Below are 16631 nucleotides of genomic sequence, written 5' to 3'. Positions count from 1 at the left end.
ATTGTGTAATCCTGGATCTGGCACAACTTGATGGAACCTTTTTGAGACAAGGGGCAGACTAATGGACGACAAGCTGATGTTGATGATTCCCGGTCCCACACCCGTACCGGAACAGGTTTTGCTGGCTATGGCAAAGCACCCAATTGGGCACCGTAGCGGCGATTTCTCCAAAATCATGGAGGAGGTGACCCAGAATCTAAAGTGGCTGCACCAGACCCAGAACGATGTGCTGATTCTAACAGCAAGTGGTACGGGAGCGATGGAGGCGGGCATCATTAACTTTCTCAGTCCAGGCGATCGCGTGTTGGTGGGAACCAATGGTAAGTTTGGCGATCGCTGGGCCCAGGTTTGCAAAGCTTACGGAGTCCAGACAGAAGTCATTTCCGCAGAGTGGGGCCAGGCCCTTGACCCAGAACAGTTCCGCTCACGGCTGGAAGCAGACAAGGAAAAGACCATCAAGGCTGTGATCATGACTCACAGCGAAACTTCAACAGGTGTTTTGAACGACCTGGAAACGATTAATCGTTATGTCAAAGCCCACGGTGAAGCACTGATGATAGTGGATACCGTCACCAGCCTGGGGGCTTACAATATACCCGTTGATGAGTGGGGGTTGGATGTGGTTGCCTCCGGTTCTCAAAAGGGCTACATGATTCCCCCCGGTTTGGGGTTTGTGGTCGTCAGCCCTAAAGCGTGGAAAGCTTACGAAACTGCTAAACTGCCCCGCTTTTATTTAGATCTGGGCAAGTACAAGAAAGATGCTGCCAAAAACACGACGCCCTTTACCCCACCAGTCAATTTGTTCTTCGCACTGCAAGCCGCCCTGCAGATGATGAAAGCAGAAGGGCTGGAGAACATTTTTGCCCGTCACATCCGCCTCACCCAGGCAACTCGCGCCGCAATCAAAGCCATTGGTTTACCCCTGTTTGCGGCTGATAATGCTGCCAGTACAGCCATTACAGCAGTTGCTCCCGATAAGGTTGATGCTGAACAGGTTCGCGCTGTGATGAAAAAGCGGTTTGATATTGCCCTGGCAGGTGGGCAGGATCATCTGAAGGGGAAGATTTTCCGTATCGGTCATCTAGGGTTTGTTAGCGATCGCGATATTCTCTCTGCCATCAGTGCCCTGGAGGTGACTCTGCAAGAACTGGGTTACGAAAACTTTACCCCAGGGGCAGGTATCACAGCCGCAGCCAGGGTAATTGCCAGGTCTTAATGAGGCGAAATTGAGATTAAAAAGAGCGGGCTGAACTCAACCCGCTCTTTTGATAATTCAGTTGCCAGAACTCGTCGTTTACAGAGAATCTGATTACACTTTAAGCCCGTACTGGCCTGCCATTGATTCATTCATTCATTGCCTCCTGGATCGACAGCATCCTATACCTGGATACCTCTTCAAGCAGTCTTTTCCAACCAGTCATAGATTTGGTCAAGCTGTTCCAGTGTAATCAAACCATATTGCCAGAGGATCATTGGCAATGGTCCAGGATCTTGCTCATTATGACGAAGGGCGATCGCAATCGAAGATGCCGAAAGTGCCAGGTCTTCTTGTAAGAAACGAATAAACCGACTGTACCTTGTAGGTGCCATGAACTGTTCACCTCCTTAATAGGACACCATTTTGAAATCGTTAAATTGTTTGATTTTAAGCGACAGTGACAGTCTTTATTCTGTCCGCTTGTGGTGTGTCAAAATAATAACAGCTGCAAGACTGCTGGTTCCGCATCAGAGCTATTGCTAATTAAGCAAACTCGATAAACCACCGCATCTGCAAATCTACAGATCATAAAGCCTGAACCGTAGATAGCTTCAGCTTTTCTACCTGAGTTCTAGTGGTCTGTCAAATTTCGTGAAAGTTGTGATATTCTCTTTGCCTCACACCATTATTGACGTGCCTATTGACTCGCTTTTCACCTTCTGTGATCAAGATCAGGGCAATCCCAGTCACCTATAGCGCTCACAACTATTTGTGAAAAAAGGGAGAGGGCGAAACTCCCATGCAGAGATGGAACCCCTGTACCCCGTTCAAACTTCAAGAAGGAGCGCTCTAACAGGAAGAACTTAGCGGATCAGGCAGGATAGAAGAGTTCCGAGACCCGAAACTCTACCTCCCGAAAGATTACCGCATCTGTATATAAATAAGGTTAAAGAGTAATGCGAAATTATGTAAATTTCAGAACAATTCTTACGGGCGGCTATAAATACTTCACAACCAGGCGATCGCCTACCTTTAATCCCAATTCGTCGGCTCGACCGCCCCTGAGTTCGATCACTTGATCGATGGGGACACCGGGACCATAAGTTGGGCAGGGCTCTTTTGTGCAGGGTGGCACGTCCATGGAAATGGCCTCCACTTTTCCATCCCGCAGAAACACCATATCCAGGTTAATCAGGCAATTCTTCATCCAAAACCCTACCAGCCGAGGTGAGTCAAAGGGAAACAGCATCCCCCGGTTATCTGCCAGTTCCTTCCGGTACATTAACCCAATCGCTTGTTGTTCCAGTGTTTTAGCCACCTCAAGTTGAATCACCTGATCACCAATTTTGACCTCTGCTTCAATGGGCAATTCCTGGCCTAAAGCTGTCGAAAGCGGTTGCTCCGTAGAGGGTAGAGCCTGAGAAGGTTGCGCCGATTCTGTGGGAGATACAGCAGGAACAGGAGGCGTGCAGCCAATCAGAAGAATTTGCAAGACAAGCAGGCTCATCAGGTATTTCTGATAAGTTCCCTGGAAGGTCATTCTGTAAAACACAGGCTGCTTCATATTTTCAATTCAATCGATGCTCAAAACGTAACGGTGGAAATGGGATACCCATAGAAACATCCATAGAACATAGCCTATAGAGAATTAACCACAGGTTTAGCAAACTTAAACTTGCCCGTTTTCGTTAGCTGGCAATTCACCGAAATGCTCTCGATAGCGAGCAAGGAGCGCTTCTGCCTGTTCTAACTGGGCTTCTGCTTCTTGCACTTTTCTCTGCTCTGCTAAAGCAAATTCTTCTGGGGTTGGTACCAGTTCTCCCTCTGCCGTAAAGAAACGCAATTTTTGACTATGAACGCCCAGATAAAGTTCCAATTGCTGGCTCCAGAGCCACCCCTGGGGAATAGGCTATAGATCCTGATATTGCCCTCTCAACAGTTCAAAGCCTTTAAGTTCAAGGCTTTCAGGATCAAACCAGAAATATTCAGGTGTGCGGAAGATGTCTTGATAAATTTGCTTTTTCAGCCCTTGATCGGTTGTAGCCGTTTTCGAAGAGAGAATTTCAACAATGATATTGGGGTATTTGCCATCTTCCTTCCAGACAACTCAACTTTTTCGCAGTTTGCGTTTTGTGTTTAAGACCACAAAAAAATCTGGCCCTCGAAAATCTCCAGATTTGCGTTGATGCGAGCACTATAGCTCTAAGCGGATGCGTCAGGACATGGAATTAGAGAGAGAGGGGGCTTCGCCCCCAGCCAGGGGTTTCCCCCCTGCACCCCGTTCCAATCTAAGGAGTATTGCTCTACTCTATCAAAGTGCTTGCAAACTGTTGGCAAGGGCAGACACCGCTGCGGGAACCTGTTCGCTTCCGGTTTGAGTCGCCGCAATCAACAAAAGCAAAATGTGGTTTTGGGAAGGGCGGACGAGGATAACGCCACCAACGGGCTAGGAACGCCCTCCAACGGTCAAGCTGCCCGTCCAATTAATCACAATTCCGCCGCCCGCTTTAAGTAGGGTTGGTCCGGGTTGAAATCCTTCGCCTCGCTGAAATACGGTAGTTGCAACTCTCGCCAGGCTTTCACTATCCAGTTCGGGGTTGAGGCCAAGCGGGTTCCCATCAGGTTGAGATTGGGCAGTTACCGTATAGGCCAGATGACCATCGGGTGATTTAACCAGGACAGACCCCGCCACTGGACTCACTTTGTACCCTGCCAAAATTCCAACTTTGAATCGGCCTGCCGGGTCGCGGTAGTCCCCATTCAGAGGAAGAGGAGGAGCCGTGGAGGCAGGGGGAATGGGGGGTGGAGTCAGGGTGGGCGGGATCTGAGGTGGAGAAGTGGGAGAGGGGAGGGGGGAGGGGGGTGGAGAAGGAGAGGAAGGGGGGAGAGGGGAAGGAGAGGGCGCGGGGGGGGATTGGGAGAAACTGGGACTGGGGGAAAGAATGGGATTGGCTGCGATCGCCACCACCACCACGATTCCCAAAATTATCAACCCATATTGTCTTGTTTTCATACCTTATTTCCCAATAATGGCAGGGTTCCCCAGGTCAAACAGTCCAGCAACGGCACCAATCATCATGGTTGCCAGAGTAGCTCCCCAGAGAGCTTTCCAACCCAGTTCAGTAATGTCCTTGCGGCGAGAGGGAACAAGCCCCACCAAACCGCCCACAAAAATGCCGACCGAGGCCAGGTGAGCAAAACCGCAAAGGGCATAGCTAACCACCAGGAGGGCGCGATCGCCAATCAATCCCTGATCTGCTAATGCCGCAAGTTGGAGGTAGGACGGAATTTCCGTTTCCAGAAGGCGCTGGCCGATGAGGCGAGATGCCTGCCACAGTTCCTGCGGGTTGAGGGAAACACCCGTGAGAAATGTCAGTGGCATGAACAGCACCCCCACAATATATGAACAGCACCCCCACAATATTCTGTAGCGTGACGACCTGAAATACTTGACCAATGCTCCGCAGTACAGGGTTCTGGCTGAGGGATAGGGAGGCCAGGTTGGCAAAGAACAGGTTGATGATCGCTACTAAACCCAAAATTGCAATCAACAGGGCAGCGATCGCGACTGCCAGCTTCGCCCCATCCAGCGCCCCCACTACCAGGCTTTCCATCGGACTGAGCCAGGAAGATTTAGCTGTATCCGAAAGTTCTCCATCTGGATTGATTAGTTCAGTTTTCTCCTCAATCACGGTGCCAAGGATCTTTGGAACCTCCGTTTCTGGAACCAGAATTTTGGAGATGACGAAGCAAGCCGGAATCGCCATGATTGAAGCAGACACCAGATGCCCGGTGATATTGGGAAAGGCAGGGCGCAAAAATCCCGCATAGGCAGCCAGAACCGTTGAGGCAATGCTGCCAAAACAAGAAGTCAGAATGGCACAAAGTTCACTACGAGTCATTTCGGCCAGATAAGGGCGCACTACCAGCGTGGCTTCAATGCCCACAAAAATATTGGCTGCCCCACTGAGGGACTCTGCTCCACTCAGGTTCATGGTGCGGCGAAAGAGGTGGGCAAACAGGTTGACAATCGGTTGAATCAGCCCCAAGGCGTAACAGATCGCCATCAGTGCCGAGAAAAAGATGACACTGGGCAATGCCCGAAACGCCAGGATGTAACCGAGATTGATGTTTTCGAGGCCGAGATAGTCTCCTGGAACGGGTACATAGGGCGGTGTAATGGCCCGTGCAATCCACCGTCCTGCTAGAACGGGGCCGGGTACACTGGTGCGATCGGGTACCAGAACCGAACCAAACACAAATCGGGCTCCCTTTTCCGTTGCATCCAGCACTGTATTGGCCACATCATTCAACACCACGATCGCATCCCGCGTAAACGGTACCCAAAAAACCAGAAACCCCAACACCAGTTGCAGCCCAATTCCCCAGAAAATCACTTTCCAGGGAACTGTCTAGCCGTTCTCAGACCCTAACCAGGCAATTCCACAAAAGGCAAAAATTCCAACCAGAGAAAGCAGATTGAGCCAGGGCATTTTTGTTAGTTGTTGGTTGTTATAGCTCTACGCGGGTGCATTAGGACATTGGAATTAGAGAGGGAGTGGGGGTTTCGCCCCCAGCCAGGGGTTCCACCCCTGCACCCCGTCCTAACCACAATGACTACCGCTATAAGTGAGGAGTGAGGGGCGGATGGGGAGATGGGGAGGTGGGGGGATGGGGAGAGGGAATGTCAATTTTTTTGTGGCAATCCTGGAAAGGGGGGCGAGGGAATCAGGGTTTCGAGGAGTCGGAGCCCCGTTTCTAGAACAGCCTCTCCCCCACTCCACTCCCTCCCCTCCATCATTCACTGCTTTTCAGCAGTACCTCGTACTCTTGGCGAAGCTTTGTCCAGGTTTGGAGGAATTCGGGTGAGGTGGCAACCCCTTTTTTCATCAAAATCACCCTGTCTTCCAGACCCAGAATTCCATATTTGTTCTGGCTGAGTAGGGTGTCAATTAAAGGCACAATTTGGGCGAAATGGTCACGTTCTAAGGGAAAGGCAATTCGATAGCGCTCTAACTGCCACAGATCGGCAATCAAATAATCCACGTCAACCACTTCTTGCTGGTCATTGCGAACTTGCAGAAAGGGCATTCGCAACATTTCGCGACGGCTGGCGAGGTGGGGCACAATGTAAGTCGTTGCAGAAACACTAGCATCGGGGGGAATCTGGTTGACCAGAGTACGGATGTGGCTGGCGTGCTCCCACTGGCGCGGTAGGGAAACATAAATCCAGGGTTGAAATGAGGTGGGAATTGCAAAGTAGAAGACCTGATGGGGGTTGTAGGGAATCGCAATCAGAATCGAGATTGCAATACAGGCAATCCAGAAGCGGCGAAATCCGGCTTTAAACCGTTCTGTGTGCTGAGACCACCAGAGAATGGTGCCGTAGAAAAGTCCAGGTACCAGGGTGATGGCGTAGCGAATGTGGATGGCGAGGGGAGACTCTCCCTGTTGCAAAAATAGCTGGAGCAGGGGAAAACCGGCGATCGCCCATGAGTAGGGAGCCACAAACGGCACAAACGCCAGTGGCAGGGTTTGTACCAGCAAGTAGAAGAATTTCACATCGGGCTTACGCAGAAGGTTGGCCACTAACCGGATGGGATTGCTGACAATGGCCCAGAGGATGTCCAATGTTGTGGCGCGATCGCCCGTTACATATTGCCCAAACCGTTCCAGCATGAAGCGGCGAGAAATGTCTTCCGAAAACATCGGCATGAACACGTTGGTCGCTGTCACCACATAGCTAAAACCCAGAACACACATGGCCAGCCCCGCCTTCGGAAAGCGACGACTAATTACCATGTAAACGCCAACCCCAAACAGACCCACGCCTGCATCTTGCCGCACGAGCAGGGTTAGCCCTGCCATCAGCCAGACCAGCCACCAGATGCGCTTTTCCAGTGCCAGCAAGAGGGTGAAGATGAACAGAGGAATCTGGCAGAGGTCGTGAAAGTTAGAAAAAACCGGACCAATGACGGCATTTGCCCCGTAATATCCTGCCATCAGCATGAACGACAGCTTTGCTGGCAAATAATGCCGCGCCAGGGCATAGAGCACCACCCCTCCTGCCGTAATCAGGCTGACCTGAATCACGACCAGTGTGGCCGCATTGGGAGCCAGCGCATAAATGGGCAGCCACAACAGCAGTGCAGGCGTAAAATGCTGACCCAAACGGCGATAGGCCACATCAGGCACCTGCCCATCATGAACCACATTGGTCGAAAGAACGGAAGACAGTGAACTCTGGAAGAATCGCCCGTGCAGATTATTCCAGAACACCTGGTTAAAGATGCCCTGATCGTAGGAAGCAAAGAAGGTGAAATAGCGGTGCAGCCCAAACACCAGCGTAATAGTGAAAAAAAGAGCCGCCAGCAGAATCACCATTCTGGTTTCAGGCGAAAGGTTGCGCAGGGAAAGGTGTTTGAAGGCGGGCACTTTGAGATGGCTCATGCAATAGCGGGTGATGGGGTGTTAGTTGGTAGAGAGGGGTTAGAGAGGGGAAGTTTTGAGTTCTGAGTGCAGAGGAAGGCGAGCAGCGGGCAAAAGAGTGGGGGTTGAAGGGATAGATGAGTAGGAGAGTAATGAGTCGATGGCGAGAGGGGTTGAATCCCATCTACTCGTCTACTCATTCACCCATCCACTCTCTCACCCTATCACCTCACTTTTCTTATTTAGGGAGCAGGCGATCGCGTAGGAGTTGGTTTGGGAGTCTGAGCAGGAATGGGCTTGACGGTGTTTTGAAGCGCCGGCTCGGTTGTGGTGGGGGAAGGAATCGGTCGAGGGGATGGGGTTGCAGTGGGGGAAGTGGTCGGGCTGGCAGTGGGAGAGACTGTTGGTGAAGGAGCGGTTGGTACCGAGGTGGGGCTAGTCACAGGCACAGGAGGAGCTTTCTCTCCTAAAATGCTGGGGTTGCCGTTGTCATACAACCCTGCGATGCAGGCAATCATGATCGTTGCCAGAGTGCCAACAAATAGGGCTTTCCAACCCAGTTGGGAAATATCCTTGCGACGGGAGGGGGCGAGGGCAATGGTGCCCCCTACGAAAATGCCTACCGAAGCGATGTGAGCAAAACCAGAAAGGGCATAGCTGATGATGAGAACGGCGCGATCGCTCAGCTCTCCTGCTGCGGCAGCCCGACCCAACTCCTGATAGGGCGGAATCGCTGTTTCAAACAATCGCCGTCCAATAATCACTGAAGACTTCCAAAGCTCATTGGGGTCGAGAGAAACCCCAGTCAAAAAGGTGACGGGTACGAACAGGAAGCCGAGAATATTTTGCAGGGTAACGACCTTAAAGAACTCACCGATGGGACCGGGCAGTCCTGCCAGTCCTCCAAAAAGCTGATTAATCAGAGATACCAGGCCCAAAATCAAAATCAGCACGGCAGCAATGGATACGGCCATCTTCACCCCATCCAGTGCCCCCAATATGGCCGCATCCATTGGGCTGACCCGTTCAATCGGCTCCCCACCCACCGTTTCCTTCGGCCCCTCATAGGTTGAATCGTCCTCGTCTGACTGAATTTTGGTTTGGGGGTAGCGCTCTTCAACTTTTTCAGCAATATTCTCCCGTCGCTCCGCCTCTTCCACCGCTTCAAGTTCGGTTCCGCGGACCGGTTTTTTCTCCTCCGGGATGCCACCTATCGTCTCTGGTACACTGGTTTCTGGCACCAGAATTTTAGACAAAACAAAACAGGCGGGAATTGCCATGATCGAAGCTGAAACCAGATGTCCCAGAATGTTTGGGAAGACCGGCCTGAGGTAGCTGACGTAGATGGCCAGGGTAGATGAGGCCGCTGTTCCAAAACAACAGGCCAGAATGGCACACAGTTCGCTGCGGGTCATTTTTGGAATGTACGGCTTGACGGCGATCGCCGCCTCAATTCCCACAAAGATATTAGCTGCCCCACTCAAAGACTCCGCGCCACTCAGACGCATTGCTCGATAAAACACCTTGGCAAATACGTTGGTAATCGCCTGGATGACACCCAGGTTATACAACAGAGACATTAAACCAGAGAAAAAGATCACTGCTGGTAATGCTCGAAACGCCAGAATATAGTTCAGCTTATCCGTACCACAGTAGCCTGGGATAAACGGAACCTGAGGCGGTGGACAGGCCGCAGCACCGGGAGGCAAAGGACGAACGATCAATGGGTCCTGCCCCGGTAACGGAACGAGATTTGGACCAAACACAAACCGGGCACCCGCATCCGCCGCAGTAAAGATGCTGTCGAGTAAGCCACTGAATATCCTTAAAAGCTCCCTGGTTGCCGGAAATTGAAATACAAGGAAGCCCAAAATTAACTGCAATCCTATGCCACCAATAATAACCCGCCAGGGAATAACCCTCCGGTCTTCCGAAAATGCCCAGGCAATCAGGCATAGACCTAAAATGCCGAAGAAGGAAATGGCGTTGAGGTATGTCATGGATGAAGTATCCTCAGCATGGAGCAATTTCCGGGCAAGCACCTCACAGGACACTTCCTGATTTAGCGGATGCCATCAAGACAATAACCAGAGTACGCGACATCAGCCCACTTCCAGCCACACATTATCTGTTAAATTTTCATAACAAGGAGGAGGGACTAGGGAACAGATAGCTCCCAGCCCCCAGTCCCTCAAACTACATCACAATTGAGCAGCGTGCACTGAATTTCTGAAAGAGATTAGCCCCCAGCCCCAACCCCTAGTCCCTCAAGTCCCCTTTTCCTGAAATCCATGGAAGCCTTTAACCCAACTCCACCTGAATGGACTAAGTCTGCTATTCACGCGAAGGAATTCAATTGTCCCACCTGTCGCCTGTCTGCTCAATCGGCTCAGCGAGTCTGGATTAACCGGCGATCGCCCGTTTTTACCGAAGATCATCGCCGCAAATGGCAAGAGTTTTACCTGTGTGAATGTGGGAGTTCCTGGTGGGCCTGGAGCAGCGATCGCCCCCCTTCCGAACTAGCAAACCAGGAACGCGAAGTACCTCCACCCCCGGGAGATTGGTTTAATCCATTTAACTAATGATTCTAATGGTTCACAAAGGAACTTTGCCTGGTTATAGCTCTACGCGGGTGCGTTAGGACATTGGAATTAGAGAGGGAGTAGGGGCTTCGCCCCCAGCCAGGGGTTCTACCCCCGCACCCCGTCCTAACCATAATGACTACCGCTATATCTAAACCCGGAAAAACCAATTTAGGGGGGGTGAAGGGTTGCAAACCCTTCAAAATCTGCGGGGCAGACTACTCGTGTTGCAAACACTAAATTTTACAACCTGGGGGCTTGGGGGCTTCGCTCCCAGAAGGGGGTGAAACCCCCTCGACCCCCTTCAAACTTTTGTTTTGATCTACTAGCTTACCGAGATTCCCCGCTGGGCCTGTCGTTCACGAATTCGATCTAAGCTGCCAACTGGAATTGCTGAGATGAGTTGCTGCGTGTAGGTTTTTTGCGGTTCGCGGTAGATTCGTTCTGAGGGACCGATCTCTTCAATTTCCCCCTTATTCATCACCATGATGCGATCGCTCATAAACTTCACAACACTCAGATCGTGGGAAATAAAGATATAGGTAAGATTAAACTCACTCTGAAGCTCCTTCAGCAAATTAAGTACCTGTGCCTGTACTGACACATCCAGGGCTGAAACCGATTCATCGCAAATGATGAACTTGGGATTGAGCGCAAGGGCACGGGCAATGCAAATTCGCTGCCGCTGCCCGCCGGAAAACTCATGGGGATACCGGTTTAAGGCATCAGCCGCTAAACCCACCCGTTCCAACAGGTAAATAGCTCGTTCCCGCTGTTCCCGGTGGTTCCCTGGCTTTCGATGAATTTGCATCGGCTCCATAATAGCGGCCCCTACCGAAATGCGGGGATCCAGTGCACCAAAGGGATTCTGGAAGATGATTTGCATTTCCCGCCGCAATAGCCGCAGATGATCGGGTGAGAGAGCCGTGACATCATCGCCATCAAAGATTACCTGACCTCCAGTGGGTTTGATCAAATGCAAAACGGCTCGTGCCAGGGTGGATTTGCCGCAACCGGATTCACCCACCAGCCCCAGGGTTTCGCCCGGATAAACATCAAAGCTGACACCGTTAACCGCCATCAAATACCGTCGGGTTTGGCCAAAAACACCCCGGATTGGGAATGCCACCTGTAAATTGCATACAGACAACAGCGGATTTTTTTTCTGGAGCAATGACAATCGCTGCTCCATGTCGGCAGCACTCACCTCTTCTGCCAGGCTCAGCGCCCGCCCCACATCGGTTTCCCGCTCCTCAATCAAGACCTCTCCAGAAGGAGTCACGCTAACCTGCATAAAGTCAGACACGGTAGGCAAGCGACGCAGGCGACGGTTGGGCTGCGGACGACAGGTGAGTAACCCTTTGGTGTAGGGATGCTGGGGGTTGGAAAAGATTTGCCAGACGGGACCTGCCTCCACAATTTTTCCCTGATACATGACAGCGACAGAATCTGCAATTTCAGCAATGATGCCCAGGTCGTGGGTGATGAAAATGATGGACATGCCACGCCGATCACGCAGATCCCGCAACAAATCCAGAATAGTAGCCTGCACGGTCACATCCAGCGCTGTGGTTGGTTCATCGGCGATTAACAGAGCCGGATCACAGGCGATCGCCATCGCAATCATCACCCGCTGCATTTGTCCCCCGGATAGTTCATGGGGATAGCGGTTGAGAAAGGCGGTTTTTTGACGATTGATCTGGCGTTCAATTTCGCGATCGCCAGGCAAAGGGCTATCGGGCTTCGTCTGGCGAAACTCATCGACCAGCCGCTGCCGCATTTCACTATCGCTGGGCAACAGGCGTACTTCCTGGAGCCGGGCGATCGCTTCCCGTTCTGCCTCGGCATTCGTTAATCGCTTATGGAGTTGAATGGCCTCCACCAGTTGAAACCCAATTGTAAAAACAGGGTTGAGGGAACTCATTGGTTCCTGGAAAATCATCGAAATTTCGCCGCCCCGGTAATCTTCCATCTGGCGGTTCGGCAATTTCAGCAAATCAACAGGTTGCCCCCCTTCCGCCCCCCAAAACAGCGCTTCCCCACTTGCAATTCTGCCGGGAGGGGGTACCAACCGCATGACAGACAGCGCCGTTACCGACTTACCAGACCCTGATTCCCCCACAATTCCTAACGTTTGCCCACGTTTGACTTCAAAAGAAATGCCATCAACAGCACGAATCAGTTTTTCGTCGGTTAGAAATTGAACTTCCAGGTCTTTAACGCGAAGAACGGTATCACTCATGGGGGTCAGGAACGAAGTTTTTAGCGATCTTAACAGCCTTATCCCAGAGTTAACACGCGTTGACAGGAATGGAAGGCGATTTACCCTACCTCTTCGTCATTTTTCCCATTTGTTGTTCTTGCTTTCTAACCTTTTCAGGTTCAAACATTTCCGAATTGTCCGGATAGGATAAATAGCCTTGGGAATATGGAGTACATAACCCTAAAACAATGGGTTCAAGATTTACCTCGCAAGTTCGGCAGCTTGTATCCATTCACTACTCAAGGAGTCTATCATGGAAGTTGCAGCTAAGGACACAGAAAACAAAGAGCTTTTCACCGATTTGACTGAAGAAGAATCTTCAACTGTTTCTGGTGGTCATTACTACTATGGTTGCAGACGGTATTATGGCTATCGCCCCGTTTACTACTACCACAGACCTTACTACGGCTACTACAGACCCCGCTATCGCCATGTCGCTTACTACGTTCACTACTGGTAAGAAGTAGGTCATGGACAGTTGCTGACCATTGACTTCAGTTGGTTCTTGAAACCTTAGTTTAAGCAGAACACCCGCAAATTTGCGGGTGTTTTTTTCGGAAGAGAGCGGAGTGAAGTTGAAGGTTGGTTTTATGGCAATCCATGTAGGATTGTGGGAGGTTGCCCAATGAAACAGGTTTTCAATTCGCTCTCTAAATTCGTCAGTAATTTGGGGTTGCAGTATCTACCAAGGAAACAAAATAAACGAATGAAATATGCGGTGTTCCTACAGCAGAATGAGGAGGATTGTGGGGCAGCCTGTTTAGGGTCGATCGCCAAACACTATGGACTCACGCTCACCCTTACCCGATTGCGAGAAGCCGTTGGCACGGGGCAACAGGGCACAACCTTGCTGGGGCTAAAACGGGGAGCGGAAAAATTGGGCTTTAATGCCCGTTCGGTGCGTGCCTCCGCCCAAATTCTGGAGCAGATCAATGAAGCGCCGCTGCCCGCCATTATTCACTGGATGGGAAATCACTGGGTTGTCCTCTACGGGCAGGAAAAGCAGAAGTATGTGATTGTTGACCCGGCCATAGGAGAGCGTTACCTCTCAGAAGAAGAGCTACGGGAGGGATGGATAGATTGGACAATGCTACTGCTGGAGCCTGATCCTGCCCGTTTTTTTGCCCAATCTTCGGATGAGCCGACTCGGGGAATTAGCAGCTTTGTGCAGCGGATATGGCTGTATCGCTCGCTGCTGGCAGAGGTGCTGCTGATTAATGGGCTGTTGGGGTTATTGTCGATCGCCACTCCCTTTCTAATTCAGATTCTTACCGATGATGTGTTGATTCGAGGCGATCTGCGGCTACTGAATGGACTGGCGATCGGGGTAATTGTGCTTAACTTATTTAGCAGTGGGTTGGAGTTGGTGCAAGCCAATTTGATTGCCTACTTTGCCCAACGGTTGGAACTGGGATTGGTGCTGGAGTTTGGGCGATCGATTTTGCGCCTGCCCCTAAATTATTACGAAACCCGTCGCAGTGGGGAGGTGGTCAGCCGTTTACGCGATATTCAAGACCTGAACCAACTGGTTTCGCAGGTGGTGGTCAGTCTACCCAGCCAGATTTTTATTGCGATTGTTTCCCTGATGCTGATGCTGATTTTTAGCTGGAAGTTGACCCTTGTGGCTCTTTTCATTGCCCTCCTGATGACAATTTCTACCGTAGTTTTTCTGCCAACTTTGCAGCAAAAGACTCGTAGCCTACTTGTGTTGGAAGCCGAAAATCAAGGTGTGCTGGTAGAAACGTTTAAGGGTGCGCTGACTCTAAAAACAACGACAGCAACAAATCAATTTTGGGAAGAATTTCAGAGTCGGTTTGGTCGGTTAGCCAATCTGGCCCTGCGCACTACCCAGATTGGCATCATTAACAATACCTTTTCCGATCTGGTCTCTGCGATTGGTGCAGTTGTACTATTATGGTTTGGTAGCAGTCTGGTGATTAGCCAGGAATTATCGATTGGTCAGTTACTGGCTTTTGCCAGCTTTAATACGAATGTCACTACTTTAATTGGTACGGTGGTCAAATTTACAGATGAGTTTGCCCGTGTTAGAACGGCAAGCCAACGTTTGAATGAGGTAATTGAACACCCCACTGAAACCCAGGGGGATGCTGCCAAACCCTTCGTCCGAATTCCACCCGATGCGGAAATCGAGTGCGATCGCCTCACCTTTCACTACCCTGGTCGCGTCGATCTGCTGGATGATTTTTCATTGCGGTTACCAGGAGGAGGGGTGATTGCGCTAATTGGCAAATCGGGATGTGGCAAAAGTACACTGGCAAAACTGATTGCCGGACTGTATATGCTTCAATCTGGCAACATCCGAATTGGTGGCTACAATCTTCAGGATCTATCTCTTGAATGCCTGCGGCGGCAGGTTGTGCTGGTACCCCAGGATGCCCACTTCTGGAGCCGCTCAATTCTGGAAAACTTTCGCCTGGGTACGCCAGATGTTTCCTTTGAAGAAATTGTTCACGTTTGCCAGGTGACGGGAGCCGATGAATTTATCAGCCGTTTGCCTGAAAAATATCAGACAATACTGGGTGAGTTTGGAGCTAATCTATCGGGTGGCCAGCGGCAGCGATTGGCGATCGCCCGTGCCCTGATCAACGATCCCCCCATCTTGATTTTGGACGAATCAACCGCTGGGTTAGATCCCGTCAGTGAAGCCGAAGTTCTGGATCAGTTGCTCTACTACCGCCAGGGCAGAACTACAATCCTGATCAGCCACCGTCCCAGGGTCATTAATCGCGCCGATTGGATTGTGCTGTTGGATCAGGGAAAACTGGTGACTCAGGGTAGTCTCAAAGATCTACAGTCCCAACTCGGCGAACACCTGGACTTTTTGACTCCATAGTGAAAGGGCGAAAGGAGTGGAAGAGTGAGGGAGTGGAGGAGTGGGAGGGTGAATGGATGATGGAGAGGCTGTTCTAGAAATGGTGCTCTAACTCCTTGAAACCCTGATTCCCTCGCCCCCCTTTCCAGAATTGCCACAAAAAATTAGCATTCCCTTTCCCCTTCCCTTGTTCCCCCGACTATATGTATGTCCAAACGTCCCTACACAGTATTGCTCATTGTGCCAACTGGCATTGGAGCGGCCATTGGGGGGTATGCGGGTGATGCGTTGCCAGTGGCGCGGGCGATCGCTCAGATTGCCGACTGCCTCATTACCCATCCCAACGTACTCAACGGTGCCCAGCTTTACTGGAATTTGCCCAATGCCCTCTACGTAGAAGGGTACGGGTTGGACCAGTTTGCGGCTGGAAACTGGGGGCTGCGTCCAGTCCACCAAAACCGGGTGGGTTTGTTGCTGGATCAGGGAATTGAGCCGGAGTTGCGCCAGCGGCAGCTTCAGGCAGCCGATGCCACCCGCGCTACCCTAGGATTGAACCTGACCGAATACGTCGTCACCGATACTCCCCTGGGAGTGAGTTTAAAGACGGCAGCATCGGGGGCAACCTGGGGCACCATTCAACATCCAGACAGTCTGTTGCGGGCAGCGGAACAGTTGATCCAAAGGGCTGGGGCAGAAGCGATCGCGGTGGTTGCCCGCTTCCCCGACGACCCCGGCAGTGAGGCGTTGCAAAACTACCGCCATGGTCAGGGGGTCGATCCCTTAGCCGGGGCAGAAGCCGTCATCAGCCATCTGGTGGTGCGAGAGTTTCAGATTCCCTGCGCCCATGCACCTGCTCTATTACCCCTGCCGCTTGACTCTGAGCTATCGCCGCGATCGGCAGCCGAAGAGTTGGGTTATACCTTTCTGCCCTGTGTGTTAGTAGGGCTGAGTCGGGCTCCTCAGTTTATCCCACGTTCTTGTTCAAACTTCCATCCTCAAATGGGTGATATCTGGGCAGAGCAGGTGGATGCTGTAGTAGTCCCGGCAACGGCCTGTGGTGGCAGCGCTGTGATGAGTTTAAGTCAGACAAATGCCTGCATTGTTACAGTGAATGAAAACACAACAACGATGCAGATTGCGCCAGAATCCTTGAAGATTTCTGCACTGCGGGTCAACTCCTACCTTGAAGCCATTGGCTTTCTGGTCGCCCACCGGGCAGGTATCACTTCAGCAGCCCTCAAGCCAGTCATAATTGCCCTAAACCAGATGGATAGGTGATAGGTGGATAAGTCTAGCTAGGCAGTCTGGAAGACTGGTAGGATCGAA

General features: G+C 51.3%; 14 protein-coding genes and 1 pseudogene. 5 read left to right on the top strand and 10 right to left on the bottom strand.

Annotated features, from left to right (window positions below; genetic code table 11):
- Positions 1-61: 61 nt before the first annotated feature.
- Positions 62-1216: a pyridoxal-phosphate-dependent aminotransferase family protein gene (locus tag P4D80_RS15675; RefSeq protein ID WP_421654941.1), complete on the top strand. Its 1155-nt coding sequence runs from the start codon at positions 62-64 to the stop codon at positions 1214-1216.
- A gap of 179 nt (positions 1217-1395) precedes the next feature.
- Here P4D80_RS15675 and P4D80_RS15670 read toward each other — a convergent pair whose 3' ends face one another.
- The 9 genes and pseudogenes from P4D80_RS15670 to P4D80_RS15630 form a co-directional block, all read right to left on the bottom strand.
- Positions 1396-1590 (bottom strand): DUF2949 domain-containing protein, encoded by a 195-nt coding sequence (locus P4D80_RS15670; protein WP_421654940.1) that lies wholly within the window; start codon positions 1588-1590, stop codon positions 1396-1398.
- A 605-nt stretch (positions 1591-2195) separates the two neighbouring features.
- On the bottom strand, positions 2196-2762 hold the full coding sequence (locus P4D80_RS15665) for a DUF192 domain-containing protein (protein ID WP_421654939.1): 567 nt from the start codon (positions 2760-2762) through the stop codon (positions 2196-2198).
- 105 nt (positions 2763-2867) lie between these two features.
- Positions 2868-3074 carry a hypothetical protein gene (locus tag P4D80_RS15660; RefSeq protein ID WP_421654938.1) on the bottom strand — a complete coding sequence of 69 codons (207 nt, stop codon included), beginning with the start codon at positions 3072-3074 and terminating at the stop codon, positions 2868-2870.
- Between the two features lie 33 nt (positions 3075-3107).
- Positions 3108-3260, bottom strand: coding sequence for a Uma2 family endonuclease (locus P4D80_RS15655; protein ID WP_421659544.1), 153 nt, complete (start codon positions 3258-3260; stop codon positions 3108-3110).
- Positions 3261-3644: 384 nt separating this feature from the next.
- Positions 3645-4211, bottom strand: a complete 567-nt coding sequence (locus tag P4D80_RS15650) for a hypothetical protein (RefSeq protein ID WP_421654937.1) — start codon at positions 4209-4211, stop codon at positions 3645-3647.
- A gap of 3 nt (positions 4212-4214) precedes the next feature.
- Entirely contained in the window at positions 4215-4580 is a 366-nt protein-coding gene (locus P4D80_RS15645) for a nucleoside transporter C-terminal domain-containing protein (protein ID WP_421654935.1), read from the bottom strand.
- A gap of 106 nt (positions 4581-4686) precedes the next feature.
- Positions 4687-5565, bottom strand: a pseudogene (locus P4D80_RS15640) (nucleoside transporter C-terminal domain-containing protein); the annotation flags it as partial.
- Positions 5566-5995: 430 nt separating this feature from the next.
- Positions 5996-7648: a DUF2079 domain-containing protein gene (locus tag P4D80_RS15635; protein WP_421654934.1), complete on the bottom strand. Its 1653-nt coding sequence runs from the start codon at positions 7646-7648 to the stop codon at positions 5996-5998.
- A gap of 221 nt (positions 7649-7869) precedes the next feature.
- Complete coding sequence (locus tag P4D80_RS15630) at positions 7870-9627, bottom strand: nucleoside transporter C-terminal domain-containing protein (protein ID WP_421654933.1); 1758 nt, start codon at positions 9625-9627, stop codon at positions 7870-7872.
- 291 nt (positions 9628-9918) lie between these two features.
- Between P4D80_RS15630 and P4D80_RS15625 the strand changes: the two genes are divergently transcribed.
- On the top strand, positions 9919-10209 hold the full coding sequence (locus P4D80_RS15625; protein WP_421654932.1) for a hypothetical protein: 291 nt from the start codon (positions 9919-9921) through the stop codon (positions 10207-10209).
- A 325-nt stretch (positions 10210-10534) separates the two neighbouring features.
- On the opposite strand, the gene P4D80_RS15620 is transcribed toward P4D80_RS15625, so the two are convergent.
- The gene (locus P4D80_RS15620; RefSeq protein ID WP_421654931.1) at positions 10535-12451 is read right to left on the bottom strand and encodes an ABC transporter ATP-binding protein; all 1917 of its coding nucleotides are present in this window, start codon (positions 12449-12451) and stop codon (positions 10535-10537) included.
- Positions 12452-12725: 274 nt separating this feature from the next.
- Here P4D80_RS15620 and P4D80_RS15615 point away from each other — a divergent pair, with 274 nt between their 5' ends.
- From P4D80_RS15615 to P4D80_RS15605, 3 genes are all read left to right on the top strand, one after another.
- Complete coding sequence (locus tag P4D80_RS15615) at positions 12726-12932, top strand: hypothetical protein (RefSeq protein WP_421654930.1); 207 nt, start codon at positions 12726-12728, stop codon at positions 12930-12932.
- Between the two features lie 165 nt (positions 12933-13097).
- Positions 13098-15326 carry a peptidase domain-containing ABC transporter gene (locus P4D80_RS15610; protein ID WP_421654929.1) on the top strand — a complete coding sequence of 743 codons (2229 nt, stop codon included), beginning with the start codon at positions 13098-13100 and terminating at the stop codon, positions 15324-15326.
- Positions 15327-15512: 186 nt separating this feature from the next.
- A complete protein-coding gene (locus P4D80_RS15605) occupies positions 15513-16583 on the top strand; it encodes a DUF3326 domain-containing protein (RefSeq protein ID WP_421654928.1) in 1071 nt (356 codons plus the stop codon).
- Positions 16584-16631: the final 48 nt, after the last annotated feature.

It is taken from the genome of Leptothermofonsia sp. ETS-13 (assembly GCF_049200465.1).
GTDB lineage: Bacteria > Cyanobacteriota > Cyanobacteriia > Leptolyngbyales > Leptolyngbyaceae > Leptothermofonsia.
Note: the sequence above shows the minus strand (reverse complement) of the source record. Positions and strands in the feature narration are given on the sequence as shown.